General features: G+C 60.8%; 10 protein-coding genes. 3 read left to right on the forward strand and 7 right to left on the reverse strand.

Annotation, left to right across the window (positions count from 1 at the left end):
* Positions 1 to 4: 4 nt before the first annotated feature.
* Positions 5 to 463, forward strand: a complete 459-nt coding sequence (locus QP909_RS09300; protein WP_284767032.1) for a MarR family winged helix-turn-helix transcriptional regulator — start codon at positions 5 to 7, stop codon at positions 461 to 463.
* Positions 464 to 4387 carry a Pls/PosA family non-ribosomal peptide synthetase gene (locus QP909_RS09305; RefSeq protein WP_284767033.1) on the forward strand — a complete coding sequence of 1308 codons (3924 nt, stop codon included), beginning with the start codon at positions 464 to 466 and terminating at the stop codon, positions 4385 to 4387.
* A gap of 22 nt (positions 4388 to 4409) precedes the next feature.
* On the opposite strand, the gene QP909_RS09310 is transcribed toward QP909_RS09305, so the two are convergent.
* The 7 genes from QP909_RS09310 to QP909_RS09340 form a co-directional block, all read right to left on the reverse strand.
* Positions 4410 to 6056, reverse strand: coding sequence for a metallophosphoesterase family protein (locus QP909_RS09310; RefSeq protein WP_284767034.1), 1647 nt, complete (start codon positions 6054 to 6056; stop codon positions 4410 to 4412).
* A 105-nt stretch (positions 6057 to 6161) separates the two neighbouring features.
* On the reverse strand, positions 6162 to 7310 hold the full coding sequence (locus QP909_RS09315) for an alpha/beta hydrolase (RefSeq protein WP_284767035.1): 1149 nt from the start codon (positions 7308 to 7310) through the stop codon (positions 6162 to 6164).
* Positions 7311 to 7587: 277 nt separating this feature from the next.
* Positions 7588 to 8487 carry a polyphosphate kinase 2 gene (gene ppk2 / locus QP909_RS09320; RefSeq protein WP_005329883.1) on the reverse strand — a complete coding sequence of 300 codons (900 nt, stop codon included), beginning with the start codon at positions 8485 to 8487 and terminating at the stop codon, positions 7588 to 7590.
* 154 nt (positions 8488 to 8641) lie between these two features.
* A complete protein-coding gene (locus QP909_RS09325; RefSeq protein ID WP_284767036.1) occupies positions 8642 to 8788 on the reverse strand; it encodes a hypothetical protein in 147 nt (48 codons plus the stop codon).
* 35 nt (positions 8789 to 8823) lie between these two features.
* Positions 8824 to 9006, reverse strand: a complete 183-nt coding sequence (locus QP909_RS09330) for a hypothetical protein (RefSeq protein WP_284767037.1) — start codon at positions 9004 to 9006, stop codon at positions 8824 to 8826.
* A gap of 687 nt (positions 9007 to 9693) precedes the next feature.
* On the reverse strand, positions 9694 to 11340 hold the full coding sequence (gene groL / locus QP909_RS09335; protein ID WP_023019954.1) for a chaperonin GroEL: 1647 nt from the start codon (positions 11338 to 11340) through the stop codon (positions 9694 to 9696).
* A gap of 232 nt (positions 11341 to 11572) precedes the next feature.
* Positions 11573 to 13543 (reverse strand): OPT family oligopeptide transporter, encoded by a 1971-nt coding sequence (locus QP909_RS09340; protein ID WP_284767038.1) that lies wholly within the window; start codon positions 13541 to 13543, stop codon positions 11573 to 11575.
* A 228-nt stretch (positions 13544 to 13771) separates the two neighbouring features.
* Between QP909_RS09340 and QP909_RS09345 the strand changes: the two genes are divergently transcribed.
* Positions 13772 to 15139 (forward strand): dipeptidase, encoded by a 1368-nt coding sequence (locus tag QP909_RS09345; protein WP_284767039.1) that lies wholly within the window; start codon positions 13772 to 13774, stop codon positions 15137 to 15139.
* Positions 15140 to 15375 lie beyond the last annotated feature (236 nt).

Consider the following 15375-nt stretch of genomic DNA (forward strand, 5'->3'; position numbering starts at 1 on the left):
TGGTATGGCTTCCACGAATAATTCTGTAATCCCAACTGCCCTACTCGAATCCCCGTCATTCCAGCTGGAGCGCCTCCGCCGCCGCACCCGCGATGGCGTCGAGGCCGCCCTGCAGACCAAGCAGACGACGCTGCGCGAGTACTGGGTCCTTACCTGCCTGGTAGACGCGGATGCCGCGTCGCAGTCCTACCTCTCCGAGACCCTGGCCATTGACGCTTCTGACATGGTGCGTCTTATCGACGCCCTCGAGGACCGCGGCTGGGCCAAGCGCGAGCGCGATCCGAAGGATCGTCGCCGCCAGATCGTCGCGTCCACCAAGAAGGGCGCGAAGGCCCACAAGGACTTGGCGGAGCTTGTTTCCGCCGCCGAGGACGAGGCTTTGGATGAGTCCACCAATAAGCAGCTCAAGCACCTGCGTAAGTTGGCCAAGTCCATCATCGCCGCGGACGAAGAAGAGGCGTAAATGGCAGGACCCGAATCACGTGTCCCGCAGCAGTACCTTCTAGGTAGCGCGGCACCGCGGCCGCGCACGCTGTGGGACATCATCACCACCACCGCGGAGATGCACCCAGACGCCGCCGCGCTGGACGACGGCGAAATCATCACCTACTCCGAGCTCATCCACGAAGTCGAGCTGTGGGCCACCGAGCTGCACGCCAATGGCGTGCGCCGGGGCGATCGCATCGGCATTCGAATGACTTCCGGCAAGCGCGAGCTCTACCTCGCCATTTTGGCGACCCTGGCGGCAGGCGCGGCCTACGTGCCTGTCGACGCCGATGACCCAGACGAGCGCGCCGAGATGGTCTTCGGCGAGGCCGATATCGATGGCGTCTTTACAGATGAAGGCTTCCGCTTCCTGCGCGATTCCGCGCGCCCAGACGCCCCCGACAGGTCCGCCGAGGAGCCGGCTGAGAACCCCAATGCCCCGCGCCCAGAAGACACCGCGTGGATCATTTTCACCTCCGGTTCTACCGGCAAGCCGAAGGGCGTGGCTGTAAGCCACCGCTCCGCGGCCGCCTTCGTGGACGCCGAGGCCAGCCTCTTTTTGGTCAATCACCCGCACGGGCCACTCGGCCCGGAGGATCGTGTGCTCGCCGGGCTATCCGTCGCCTTCGATGCCTCCTGCGAGGAAATGTGGCTGGCCTGGGGCCATGGCGGCTGCCTGGTCCCGGCGCCGCGATCCCTGGTGCGCTCCGGCATGGACTTGGGCCCGTGGCTCATCCGCCGCGATATCACCGTCGTGTCCACCGTGCCTACCTTGGCGGGCCTGTGGCCGGCCGAGGCGCTGGATAATATCCGCCTGCTCATTGTCGGCGGCGAAGCCTGCTCGCAGGAGTTGGTGGACCGCCTGGCCACCGAGGACCGCGAGATGTGGAATACCTACGGCCCTACCGAGGCCACCGTCGTCGCCTGTGCGCAGCAAATGCTGCCCGGACGGCCGGTGTCCATTGGCTTGCCGTTGAATGGGTGGGACCTGGTGGTCGTCGACAAGCAGGGCATGCCTGTGGAAATGGGCGGCGTCGGCGAGCTGGTGATCGGCGGCGTGGGACTGGCGTCCTACCTGGATCCGGCCAAGGACGCGGAGAAGTACGCTCCGCTGGAGTCAATGGGCTGGCAGCGTGCGTATCGCACCGGTGACCACGTGCGCCTGGAAGAAGACGGGCTGTACTTCGTCGGCCGCGTGGATGACCAGGTGAAAATTGGCGGGCGCCGCATCGAGCTCGGCGAGGTCGAAGCCAATGTCGCGGCCCTGGATAACGTCTATAACTCGGCCGTGGCCGTGCAAAAGACCCCGGGCGGCGAGTCCGTCCTGGTGGGCTATGTTTCCCTCGAGGATGAGGCCAAGGGCTTCGATCACGAGGCGGCGCACGCCCGCCTGGCCGAAACCATGCCGGCCGCACTCGTCCCGCGCATCTGCGTAATGGAAGAACTGCCGGTGCGCACCTCCGGCAAGGTGGATAAGAAGGCCCTGCCGTGGCCGCTGCCTGGAGTGGGCGTGGAATCGACCACGCTGACCGAGACCGAGAAGTGGCTCGCGGAGCTGTGGGTCGAAACCCTCGGCGTGTCCGTGGAAGACGAGAACGCCGACTTTTTCTCGCTCGGCGGCACCTCGTTGGCGGCCGCGACCCTCGTGGGCCATATCAGGGAGCGCTACCCCACCGTGGCCGTGCGCGACCTCTACGACCACCCGCGCTTGGGCTCACTGGCCGAGCTCATTGCCGGCGCCGAACCGCGCCCCGCGGCTGCTGACGTCCCCATGCGCGAGGTCACCAAGGTCGGCTTCGGCACCCGCCTCGCCCAAACCCTGATTCAGATCCCCATCATGACGCTGGCAGCATCCAGCTGGCTGGCCTGGCTCATGCTGGGTTCCACCGTGGCGGCATCGCTGGGCTTCGAGTGGGCCGCGGCCTATCCGTGGTGGCTGGTCATCGCCATGCTCATCGTCTTTGTGACCCCAGTCGGCCGCATCCCCATTGGCGGCTACGGTGCGCGTCTTATTACGGCCGGCATTAAGCCGGGCGATTACCCGCGCGGCGGTTCGACGCACCTGCGCATCTGGGCGGCCGAGCGCTGGGCTAATGCCTCCGGCGCGAGCTCCCTGGCCGGCGCCACGCGCGTGAATAACTACGCCCGTGCTCTTGGCGTCAAGGTCAAGCGCGGCGTGGACCTGCACTCTCTGCCGCCGGTGACCGGCCTGCTCACCTTGGGTAAGCACGCCGCCATCGAGCCCGAAGTGGACCTCTCCGGTTATTGGCTGGACGGCGATATCCTGCATGTGGGCGCCATCGACGTCAAGGAAGGCGCTCGCGTGGGCGCGCGCTCCACGCTGCTATCTGGCACCGTGGTGGGCAAGTATGCCCACGTGGAGGCCGGTTCCACCGTCACCGGCCGCAAGAAAATCAAGGACGGACAGCGTTGGTCCGGCTCACCTGCCAAGAAGGTGGGCCGCTCCAAGCACCGCTTCCCGTCCCATCCCCCGAAGCACCGGCCGTGGTGGGTGGCCATTTATGACGCCACCTCCGTCCTGCTGGCCATCCAGCCGGTTGTTGCGCTGGCGGTAGGCGCGGCCGTCGTCTTAGCCCTCGTGCATTCCACGGGTGGCGATAGCTTCGTCGGCGCGGTCTTCTTCGCTCCCGTCGGCGCGCTGGCGGCCTTTGCCACCTATATGCTGCAGACCTGGCTGGGCGTGCGCATCCTCTCGCTGGGCATTAGCCCAGGCGTAGCACCCGTACGCTCGGCCAAGGGCTGGCGCCTGTGGGCCATCGAGCGCCTCATGGACGAGGCCCGCACCAAGCTCTTCCCGCTCTATGCCTCGCAGCTGACCCCAGCGTGGCTGCGCGCGCTCGGCGCGGAGATTGGCGCGAATGTGGAAATCTCCACCGCGGTCATGATCCCCAAGCTCACCGAGGTCAAAGAAGGTGCCTTCCTGGCCGATGACACTATGATCGGCGGCTACGAGCTTGGCGGCGGCTGGATGCGCACCGGCGAGACCAAGGTGGGCAAGCGCTCCTTTGTGGGCAACTCCGGCATCACCGCTCCCGGCCGCAAGCTATCCAAGAACTCGCTGGTTGCCGTGCTTTCTTCTACCCCGAAGAAGACAAAGGCCGGCGCCAACTGGTGGGGTGCGCCGCCAGAGCGCATGCGCCGCGTGACCGTAGAGGTGGACTCCCCCGCCAACTCGGGTGAGGCGCTGACCTATAACCCGGGCTTTGCCGTTAAGGCCGCCCGCGGTGTGGTGGAAACCATGCGTCTTTTGGCACCGATGTTTTCTGCCATGCTGCTCGCGGCAACCCTCAGCGTCTATGACTCGCTTCTCGACGCCCTCGGTTTCCCCCTCACCTGGCTCCTTTCCGGCCTCGTGCTCATGGGCATGGGTGCGGTGGCCATGGCCGTCACCGTCGCGGTGAAGTGGATCTGCGTGGGCAAGCACCGCGCGGCCGACCACCCGCTGTGGTCCGCTTTTGTCTGGCTCAATGAGCTGCAGGATACCTTCGTGGAGGTCGTCGCCGCGCCGTGGTTCTTCCAGCACACCTACGGCTCCGGCGAGATCAACCTGGGGCTGCGCGCCCTCGGCGTGGAAATCGGCCGTGGTGCGTGGATCGATTCCTACTGGTTCCCGGAAACGGACCTCATCCGCATCGGTGAGGCCGCCACCGTGGGCCCTGGCACTGTGGTGCAAACCCACCTTTTCCAGGACCGCGTGATGAGCCTAGATACCGTCACCATCCAGGACGGCTCCACGCTGGCCGCCCATTCGGTGGCGCTGCCGGCCTCGCTCATCGGCACGGCGTCCACCGTGGGTCCCGGTTCGCTGGTCATGCGCGGTGACCGCGTGCCCACCAACGCTGTATGGCAAGGCAACCCCATCGAGCCGTGGAAGCGCTAGGCCGACGGCAGTAACCTGCGACCTACCTCGCGAAGTCCTGGTATTTAATCATTTCGCCGGACTTGAAGTCCCAGGCCTCCACCCGGACGCGGTCAGCAAAGACCTTGACCCGCAGTCCGGTGGAGGCCTCTTCCTTTTCCTTGACGATTGTCTCGTCATTATCGCCATCCGGCAGGTACTCATTGAGGATGGCACCGGTATTGACTACCGGGAAGCCGGTGCGGCCGGCCTCGCCGGTACCGTCGTAGCGGCGGGTTCCCCACCAGTTATTTTGGTGCAGCGAGGAGTGGCTGTGGCTGCTAAACCACACGATGTTGTTGTACTTATTGACCACATCGGAAAGCGCCTCAAGGTCTTCGAAATCATTCTGGTACCACGCCGAATGGGACATCGATACCGTCTGCGGCAGCAGCGGATGGCTAAAGACCAGCGCCGGTGTGCCCTTGGCATCCCAATACGCCAGGCGCGCATCTAGCCAGTCGAGCTGCTCCTTGCTGATGCGCTGGAAGGGCTCCTTGCCGTGGCGCATGACATCGGAATAGAACTCGGTATTTACCGAAATGAGCGGCACCCCATCCACCACTTCTTCCTTCCACGGCTTATCTTGGCCGGAGTATTTGAGGAAGCGCTCCAGGTAGGTCTCAGATCCTTCCCTGCCATACATTTCGTGGTTGCCGATGGTCCACAATTCCTTGCCCGATTCGTGCGGCACCTCGCTGTGCGCGGCCAAGAAAGCATCCCACTGCCGCTGCGAGCCATCGTCCACGAGGTCGCCGTTGAGCACCAGCGCCCCGGCCTTATCCTCCATGCCGTTTAACTGGCGGACCGCGTCTTTGTAGTCTTGGGGGTCGCCTTGGACGTCGGAAAGCACGTCCACGGTAGCCTGCGGCGAGCCTTGAAGCTCACCGAGCGGCTTGACGACGCCCACGTTGTCCACCGCCCACCACCAGTCATCATTGCCGTTGTTGTAGCTGAAGCTAACCTGCATATTCTTCGCGCCGGCCGGCACGTCCACGCCAATGGACTCGTGCTTAGAGAATACGTCTTTGTCGAAGGCGGCGATTTCCTGGGTTTCCCCACCATCGAAGGAGACCGTTACCGTGGCATTCTGCCCATCCTTACCCTGGCGGTAATGGTGGTCGAATTCCACATTCACTCGCTCCTGCCCCGCCACCGGGATGGCCGGGCTCTTTAGGCCTGCGGTCATGGAATCGCCTTCGGCCAAGCGCTGCTGCTTGTTGTCAATGATGGCGAAAGTGTCATGCGCCTGCGTGAAATAGTGGCGCATGTCGGTACCGGCCGCCCAGGTCCAGTGGCGCATATCGCCAAAGGTCCAGCCCTTCCAGCGGGCCTCGCCCGAGTCCACGCCGTGCACGTCCGTGCTCCACCCTTCCGGCGCGCGGTGGGTAAACCATGCCGGGGTATCCACCCCGTCGAAGCTTTCCTGCCACAGTACCCGCGACTCAGCGCTTTCCCCCGGCCGCGCATCGTCCCCCGCGGAGGACCCCTCGGACGAGCCCTGGGAAGACCCCCAGGAAGAGCCCAACGATGACCCCAAAGAAGAACCAAAGGAGGAACCTGGAAGCGAGGACTGGGCCGCCGCAATGGGCGCACCCACCATTCCGGTGAGCGCCAGGACAGAAGAGAAAGCACAGAGTTTATTTTTCATAATTCAATTTCTATCCGGCCTGGGCAACGAGGCGGTTACATATACGTAAACTCTTGGCAAGCACTGTATGCCTGCCAAGAGTTCGCGCTTTGAGCTCCACGTATTTTAGGCGTGGCGGTCGAGCCAGTCCACGACGGTATCGAGAGCTTGATCGGCAGCCGGCTCATTGAAGACCTCATGCTTCTGGCCTTCCCAAGTCACATACTCCACGTCTTCAGAAGAGATGGAGTTGTACCAATCCTGGGAGAAGTACGGCGGCACGATGCCGTCCTTGGTGCCGTGCATGATGAGCGTCGGTGCGGTGAAGAGATCCGCATTGACGGCGTCATAGTTCGCGATTGCTGCCAACTGCAGGGCGGTACCGGCGCTGGTCTTCTGCGCGATAAGCGGGCTCGAAGCATACTCGTCCTTGACCGCCTGGCTGGTGGAGACCCCATCCGTGAATGGGTTAGACAGCTTGATGTTCTTGCTCCACTCCGGCGATTGTGCGCCGATTTCGGTGCGGTGCGGAATGAGGTTCTGCGCATAGTGCGCATTAAAGCTGGTGAGTTGGGCCAGCGGCAGGCGCTCAAAGATGGTGGGATCCAGCTTCTTCTGGGTCTCCGAAATATCATCCGGGGTGATATTCTTTCCGGCCACATTTTTGCCCGACAGGTTCAGCGGCGCGCCGCCACCGTTGGTGATGATGCCATCGACCTTGCCCGGCTCGCGGATGCCATAGGCCTCCACGGTCAGCGCGCCCATCGAGTGGCCCAGCAGGAAGGTCTTTACTCCCTGGTTTTCCTCCTTGGCCAAGTCCACCACATGGTCAAAGTCATCCAGGATGTACTGGAAGTTATCGATGTGTCCCAGTGGCACGCTGCCGCCAGCGGACTTTCCATGCCCGCGGTGGTCTACACGGTAGACGTTGTATCCCGCATCCAGCAGGCGCTTGGCGACGTAATCATATCGCCCCGAGTGCTCAGAAACACCGTGCGCAAGAACCACCGCACCGCGTGGGTTGGCCACCTTTTGCTTGCGGTAGTAGATCTTGACTCCCTCGCCGTGAGCACTGTCGAAGTAGCCTTCCTCATCGGATACCTGCTTTTCCGAGACAGTTGGGCGCCCCAATACGTCTGGCTTTTGGTCTGCCGTGGGCGCAGGCTCCGAGGCTTCCTGGGCGATTGCCCCTGCCGTGAACGTACCAGATACCGCAACTGGTGCCGCCAGTACTGCTGCCGCCGTCAGGCAAGCGGTTACGTGCTTCTTCATCATCACTGTCTCCTCGTGGTGCTGTAGGTCATATCCTTGTGCTAGATGAGATTGAGATAACAGTGATGCTAAATATCCTGAGACAGAGACCACAAATAGTTTTCGGCAATGTTACCTACGGTTCCGTAACATAACCGCACGGAAATAGCCTTTTAAAATCCCCTAATTTCCGCGAAACTATTCTTTCCCATTTACCCCCTTTTGGTGCCCCTTAAAACAAAAAGCGGGAAACTCGGACTTACCGAGTTTCCCGCCTATTGTGCGGCTAATTTAGCTCAACCTAGTCACCAATCTGGTCGCGACCACGCTTGACGATGTTCTCATCGACCTCGCCCACCAGCTCGTGATCCTTGTTCGTGTACTCGAACTTGGATAGCACATAGCGCATGGCGTTAATACGGGCGCGCTTTTTGTCGTTGGACTTAATGGTGATCCACGGCGACTCTTCCGTATCCGTGTAGCGGAACTGCTCTTCCTTCGCGCGGGTGTAGTCATCCCACTTATCCAACGAAGCCAGGTCCATCGGGGATAGCTTCCACTGGCGCACCGGGTCGATCTGGCGGATAGCGAAGCGGGTGCGCTGTTCCTTACGGGTAACAGAGAACCACAACTTGGTCAGGGAGATACCCGAGCCCAGAATCATGTTCTCCAGCATCGGAACCTCACGGAGGAACTCCGCATGCTGGCTTTCGGTACAAAAGCCCATAACGCGCTCCACGCCGGAACGGTTGTACCAAGAGCGGTCAAAGAAGACGATCTCGCCACCGGCTGGGAAGTGCTCGATATAACGCTGGAAATACCATGAGGTGGATTCGCGCGGCGAGGGCTTCTCCAGAGCCACAGTGCGAGCACCACGCGGGTTCAGATGCTCGTTAAAACGCTTAATGGTGCCACCCTTGCCGGCCGCATCTCGACCCTCAAAGAGGATGATATGGCGCTGGCCAGTCTCCTTGGTCCAGTTCTGCCACTTCAGCAGCTCAATCTGCAGCGCGCGCTTAACGGACTCGTACTCATCGCGAGTCATACGCTCATCGTAGGGGTAATTTTCACGCCAAGTCTGAACCGGGGAACCATCCGGCATGATTAGCGAAGGATCATCCTCATCGGTTCCATCGACGACGTAGCCGTCAGTTTTAGCCAGGTCGATCTCGGGAAGGTCGTCGTCTTTAATATCAGCCATGCATTTAGTGTAACCCGAATGTAGACATCAAGCGCGCCAAATTTTCGCAGTTACCCCTGCCCCCCAGATGACCAACAAAACAAAAAGAAGGCCTACCGAAACGGTAGGCCTTCTTGCTTCAGTGAGCATTAAAGCTCAGAACTGAAGGATGTTCTTATGCGAACATGCCGAGCAGGTCGGAAGCGCCCTTAGCGATCTCGATGAACGGCTTCATGATGTCAGCGTAGAAGTTGAAATCGGAAACCAGAGCAGCCCACTCGGTGTCCAGGAAGTTTGCAGAGCTCATCAGGAAATCAGACATTTGAATTCTCCTTGAAAGTTAGAATAGGTGGTTAATTACTTGGAAGAGAGGGAGGACATTGCCGGAGCAAAGTCAGAAGAGGACGGGTTATCACCGAGGAAGCCGATGAAACCGAGAGCGTTGCCCAGAGCCTCAGCGGTGTTGTTGATGACCTTGCCCCAGCCTTCCCAGGTGGTAACAAAGTTGTCCAGGTGAGTGATGATGGTGGAGAGATCCATGTTTGAACTCCTACATATAGATCCGAAGCTTTTTGCCGCGGAGGGGTTTGCAGTTTGCAGACACCCTCAGTGGGCGTCACAAGAAATATTTTGGCACAAGTTCAATCTAAAGCAAGTCAATTTTGCATTGGTGTCTTCACATCTAGGCGATTTGATAAGAAAAGAGCTATATCCTATAGGGGGTATTGAAAAGTTTTTACCTCACGACACAATCGCCCTGAACTGCGATTTTCGTTTGCTGAATAGTTGATAGCGTTAAATAAAATTTAACACTGTAACGCTTTGGGGTGTAGCAAACGATAGTTATGCCCGTAAACTAGTCTTCCCAAGCGAAAAAATATTTCTAATTTAGTCCGTTAAAATTACCCCTATACGGGGTCAGTGAGGCGCATGGTTCGCGTGTTAAGTACCGTGGCGCTGAACTGTAAGCCTGCCTGAGTAATGAATCGGGCATTGCGAATTGAACATGTGCACCGATTAGAAAACCACAGTGACAAGCAGATTCAGCGATTGGCCCAACAAAATCGCGATGCGCTCATATCTTATCGGCGAAGCAAAGTGGTGCAGACACGCCGAAGCGCCCCGCCTCATGCGCTCTAAAGCACAGAAGCGGGGCGCTCAAAAGGGGCTAGAAGGCCGCTAAGGGCCTTGTCTGAGCCCGTCTCCTAGACCTATCGGGGTTTGGACTTAGAAGCCCATGCCGCCCATAGCGTCAGCGTCCGGCATGCCGTTGTTGGCACCGGCCGGCTCAGGCTTGTCGGCTACGACAGCCTCGGTGGTCAGGAACAGAGCTGCAATGGATGCAGCGTTCTGCAGAGCGGAGCGGGTGACCTTAACCGGGTCATTAATGCCAGCCTCCATGAGGTTGACGTACTCGCCGGTAGCAGCGTTCAGGCCCTCGCCTGCCGGCAGGGAGGAAACCTTGTCAGCAACAACGCCCGGCTCCAGGCCAGCGTTGTGTGCAATTTGCTTCAGCGGTGCAGACAGGGCCTCGCGGACGATCTTGACGCCGGTAGCCTCGTCGCCCTTGAGATCATCCAGGGAATCCAGGACGGAAGCGGCCTGCAGCAGTGCTACGCCGCCGCCGGCAACGATACCCTCTTCCACGGCAGCCTTTGCGTTGCGGACTGCATCCTCAATGCGGTGCTTGCGCTCCTTGAGCTCGACCTCGGTAGCGGCACCGACTTTGAGGACGGCAACGCCGCCGGAAAGCTTAGCCAGGCGCTCCTGCAGCTTCTCGCGGTCGTAGTCGGAGTCAGAGCTTTCGATCTCGGCACGGATCTGCTTGATACGGCCGTCGATCTGCTCCTGAGAGCCAGCACCCTGAACGATGGTGGTCTCGTCCTTGGTGACGACAACCTTGCGTGCCTGGCCCAGGTACTCGAGCTCGGCGGTCTCGAGGGAGAGGCCGACCTCCTCGGAGATGACCTGGCCGCCGGTGAGGATGGCCATGTCCTGCAGGGTGGCCTTGCGGCGGTCGCCGAAGCCCGGGGCCTTAACCGCAACGGACTTGAAGGTGCCGCGGATCTTGTTCACAACGAGGGTGGACAGGGCCTCGCCCTCAACGTCCTCAGCGATGATGAGCAGCGGCTTGCCGGACTGCATGACCTTCTCCAGCAGCGGGACGAGGTCCTTGATGTTGGAGATCTTGGAGGAGACCAGCAGGATGTACGGATCCTCCAGGACCGCCTCCTGGCGCTCCATATCGGTAGCGAAATAACCGGAGATGTAGCCCTTATCAAAGCGCATGCCTTCGGTTACCTCGAGGTCAACGCCGAAGGTATTGGACTCTTCCACGGTGATAACGGAGTCCTTGTTTACGGAGCCGTTGCCCACGGTGTACATAGCCTCAGCGATCTTCTCGCCGATTGCTGGGTCAGCGGCGGAGATGCCAGCGGTGGTAGCAATCTGCTCCTGGGTTTCTACTTCCTTGGCGGAAGACAGCAGGGAGTCCACAACCTTCTTGGTTGCGGTCTCGATGCCGCGCTTGATGCCCATTGGGTTGGAACCTGCGGCCACATTGCGCAGGCCTTCGCGTACCAGAGCCTGTGCCAGCACGGTTGCGGTGGTGGTGCCGTCGCCTGCGACGTCGTCAGTCTTCTTGGCGACTTCCTTGACCAGCTCGGCGCCGATCTTCTCGTAAGCATCCTCGAGCTCGATTTCGCGAGCGATGGAAACACCGTCGTTGGTAATGGTCGGGGCGCCCCAGGACTTTTCCAGGACGACGTTGCGACCCTTGGGGCCGAGGGTGACCTTGACGGCGTCGGCAAGCGTGTTCAGGCCGCGCTCAAGGCCGCGGCGGGCCTCTTCATCAAAAGCGATAATCTTTGCCATTGTGTTTGTGCTCCTTGGTTTATTGAGGACGACACTCACGTCTTTCTCGCTGCGGACGCCCGCGACGGCATGGCTGGTGAGTGTGAACCAACCTCAACCACAACGATGTAGATTTATCTGGCACTCATACTGTGCGAGTGCTAACGACCATTCTGGCACTCTCCTACCGTGACTGCAAGAAAAAATGACGCCCCCGCGAAGGGACGCCATTATATAAGGAATGGATCAGGAACTAAGCCTTCTTCACCGTGCGTTTGGTCCAGCGGTAAATGAACGTCAGCGCGATAATAAAGAGGATCACGCCCACGATGGTCGCAGACGTGCCGCCCTCGAAGATTTCCAGCGGGCTCTCGCCGCCAGCAGCGGCAATGATGCCGGCGTTGACCACGCCAAAGAGGGACTCACCCACGATGAGGCCGGTGGCCAGGAGGGTACCCATACGCTTGGCAAACTCCGGGTGGGATTGCTTCGCGGCCCACTTGTCATAGAAGGTGCCCAAGATGGCACCGATGGGAATGACGATGGTCAGGGCGGCCGGTAGGTACATACCCATGCCGGCGGCCAGCGGGGACAGCGAGTACTTATCGGTGAACTTGCGCAGGAGCTCATCAATAATAATGAGGACAGCGCCAATGGCCATGCCGATGAAGATGAGGTTCCAATCCAACGAGCTATCGAAGATGCCGGAGGCAACGGAGGACATTAGGGCGGCTTGCGGGGCCGCCAGGGCGTCTTCGCCGGCGCCTTCCATGCCTTGGAAGCCGAAGCCATTGAGCATGACCTGCAGAATCGGCGGGATGACCAGGGAGCCGAAGACCACGCCGATGATGAGCGCAACCTGCTGCTTCCACGGAGTAGCGCCGACGAGCTGACCGGTCTTGAGGTCCTGCAAGTTGTCATTGGAAATGGTGGCAATGCCAAAGACGATGGCCGCGGTAAAGAGCGTGTAGGCCACCAAAGACAAAGGATCCGCAGTGGTGCCGCGGGTGACAGCCGCGATGAGCAGCGAGGCAGCGAGCACGGCGATGATGCCAATGGAGGAAATTGGCGAGTTAGACGCACCGATCAGGCCGGCCATGTAGCCGCACACGGAGGCGATAATCAGGCCTACCAGCAGGGTAAAGAGGACGGAGACGGTAATGAGCACGGCCATGTGGTCGTGGATATCGGTACCGCGCACAAAGTCCCACAACAGCAATGCGATAGGCACCATGAACGCCACGATGGTGGTGGCGACATAGGGGAAGGGAATATCACGCTCGGTAACGTCCACGGCGGAGCCGGACTTGCGGGCGCGCGAGGAGGCTAGAGACTGACGGATGCCCACAGCAATGGGAGCGGCGATCTTCAGCAGGGTCCAAATGGCGGCGATGGCCATGGTCCCCACACCGATGAAGCGGATGTCATCGGAGAAGGTGGTATCGACGACGTCGGCAAGCGCGGTGGCGCCCGTAATATCGCCGGTGGTGAAGATAGGCAGCAAAATGAAGTAGGAAATCACCACGCCTACCAGCATGGCAATGCCTACCGGCAGGCCCACCAGGTGACCCACGCCGATAAGCGCGGTAGACAGGCTGGTGCCCAAGGTGGTCGCGCCAGCGCCGAGCTTGAAATAGGCGGTGACCTCGGAGGCGGCGGCCTTCATTGCGGTCAGCAGCGCCATGACGGCCGAGGTGATACCGCCGGCGACGATGACGCGCAAACCCTTGGCATTTTCTTCGTGGCTGGTGCCGGAAGCACTTTCATCGCCCACCTTGAGGACCTCGGCCGCGGCCACGCCCTCCGGGTAGGGCAGATCGGAGCCGGTGACCAAAGCGCGGCGCAGCGGGATGGAATACATCACGCCCAGCACGCCGCCGATGATGCACACGCCGGCAGTCTGCAGGAAGCCAAAGCCCTGCCAGTACCCCACCATCACCAGGCCCGGGAGGACGAAGATGATGGCAGACAGGGTGCCCGCAGCAGAGGCAATGGTCTGCACAATGTTGTTTTCTTTAATGTTGTGGCCCTTGAACCGGCGCAGCACCGCCATAGAAATCACGGCGGCCGGGATGGAGGTAGCAAAGGTCAAGCCCACCTTCAGGCCTAAGTACACATTGGCAGCGGTGAAGATGAGGGTAATCAGGCCACCGATGATAATGCCGCGCAGAGTCAGCTCGGGCAGGGAGGCCTTGGAACCTGCGGCGGATGATGCGTTCGCCATGCCAGGTCCTTTCTATTCTCGGCTATGAAAGTTTCTCGTTTCACCCTGCGTAGCAAACCGCGGCCTGCCACGTCCGTTTCTGCCTGTTTGGCGCCGGTTTCTTCCCGGAATAGGGTCCGAACGGACAAAATCCGCACAGGGTGGAATGAATAAATTTTAGTTCACCACCCCAGCGTTTTCCTATTCCGGTTGCTCTATAGCTTGGGGCGGGCGGGTACCGTAGAGAACATGACTGCACTTAATGAAAGCATTCGCAACGACCGCGAGACCATTTTCCGCCAGCTCAGCGAGCTCGTGGCCTTTAACTCCGTCCATGACGAGGAAGGCCTGGAGGACCAGACCAAGGACGCAAGCCAGTGGGTTAAGTCCGCACTGGAAGAGTCCGGAGTGAGCGTGGAAACCATCACCACGGCCGATGGCTCCACCGCCATCTTGGGTGAGCGCAAGGGCGATGAGGGCGCCAAGACGGTGCTGCTGTACTCCCACTATGACGTGGTGCCGGCCGGCAACCGCGAGGCTTGGGAATCCGATCCATTCACCCTGACCGAGCGTGAGGCCGCTGATGGCTCCACCCGCTGGTACGGCCGCGGCGCCGCCGACTGTAAGGGCAATGTGGCCATGCACTTGGCCGCCCTGCGCGCGGTGGACAATAACGGTGGTACCAAGGTGAACCTGAAGTACCTCATCGAGGGCTCCGAGGAGCGCGGCGGCGAGGGCCTATCCCAGCTCATCAAGGATCGCCCGGAGCTTTTTGCTGCCGACGCCATCCTCATCGCCGATGCGGGCAACGCCGCTGTGGGCCAGCCGACCTTGACTACGTCCCTGCGCGGCGGCGCGCAGATTGGCGTGCAGGTCGATACCTTGGCCTCCGCCGTCCACTCCGGCCAGTTTGGCGGCGCGGCACCGGATGCCGCCAAGGCGCTGATGCGCGCCATCGACTCCCTGTCCGATGAATACGGCCGCACCGTTATCGACGGCGTGGATACCACCGCCGAGTGGTCCGGCCAAGAGTACCCAGCCGAGGCCTTCCGCGCCGATGCGCAGCTGCTGGAGGGCACTAAGATCATGGGCGAAGACGACCCGGCCGGTGCCACCCCGGTGGCCAATATGGTCTGGTCCCGCCCGGCTATTACCGTGACCGGCTTTACCTCCACCCCGGTGGCAGAAGCCGTCAACGCCGTGCCCGCCACCGCTTCCGCGCAGCTCAACTTGCGCGTTCCGGCCGGCGCCGATGCCGCCGCGATTGCCGACGCCGTCTGTGATCACCTCCGCGCCCACACCCCATGGGGCGCCCACGTTAAGGCCGAAGTGCTTGAGGCCAATGCCGGTTTTGCCACCGATCCAGAAAAGCCCGCCGCTGCACTACTGGGCGAGTGCCTTTCCGAGTCCTATGGCACGGACACCGCCGCACAGGGCATGGGCGGTTCCATCCCGCTGACCACCGAGCTGCAAGAGGCTCACCCCAAGGCGGAGATCGCTCTCTACGGCGTGGAGGAGCCAAAGTGCACCATCCATTCGGCCAATGAGTCCGTCGATCCCACCGAGATCGAGAACATCGCTGCCGCAGAAGCGCTCTTCTTGCAGCGCTACGCCTAAGACTGAAACCCCAGGTCCAGCCCGGGACCTGCCTGCCGCCGCGGTTAGCGCGGCTTACCCCGCACCTTGGGTGCGGGGTTTCTTTCTGCCGCGAAATGGCACCATATAATACAGCCCATAAAAATAATCCTTTCGAAGTCGTAGAAAAACCGGTAAAGTGACAAAAAGTTGGCCCCGCGCTCGGCCATGTTGCTTGCACTGTGCCGCCGCGGCGTACTCAGCGGCGCGCGGCTCGT

The sequence above is a fragment of the Corynebacterium sp. MSK195 genome, assembly GCF_030228885.1.
Lineage (GTDB): Bacteria > Actinomycetota > Actinomycetes > Mycobacteriales > Mycobacteriaceae > Corynebacterium.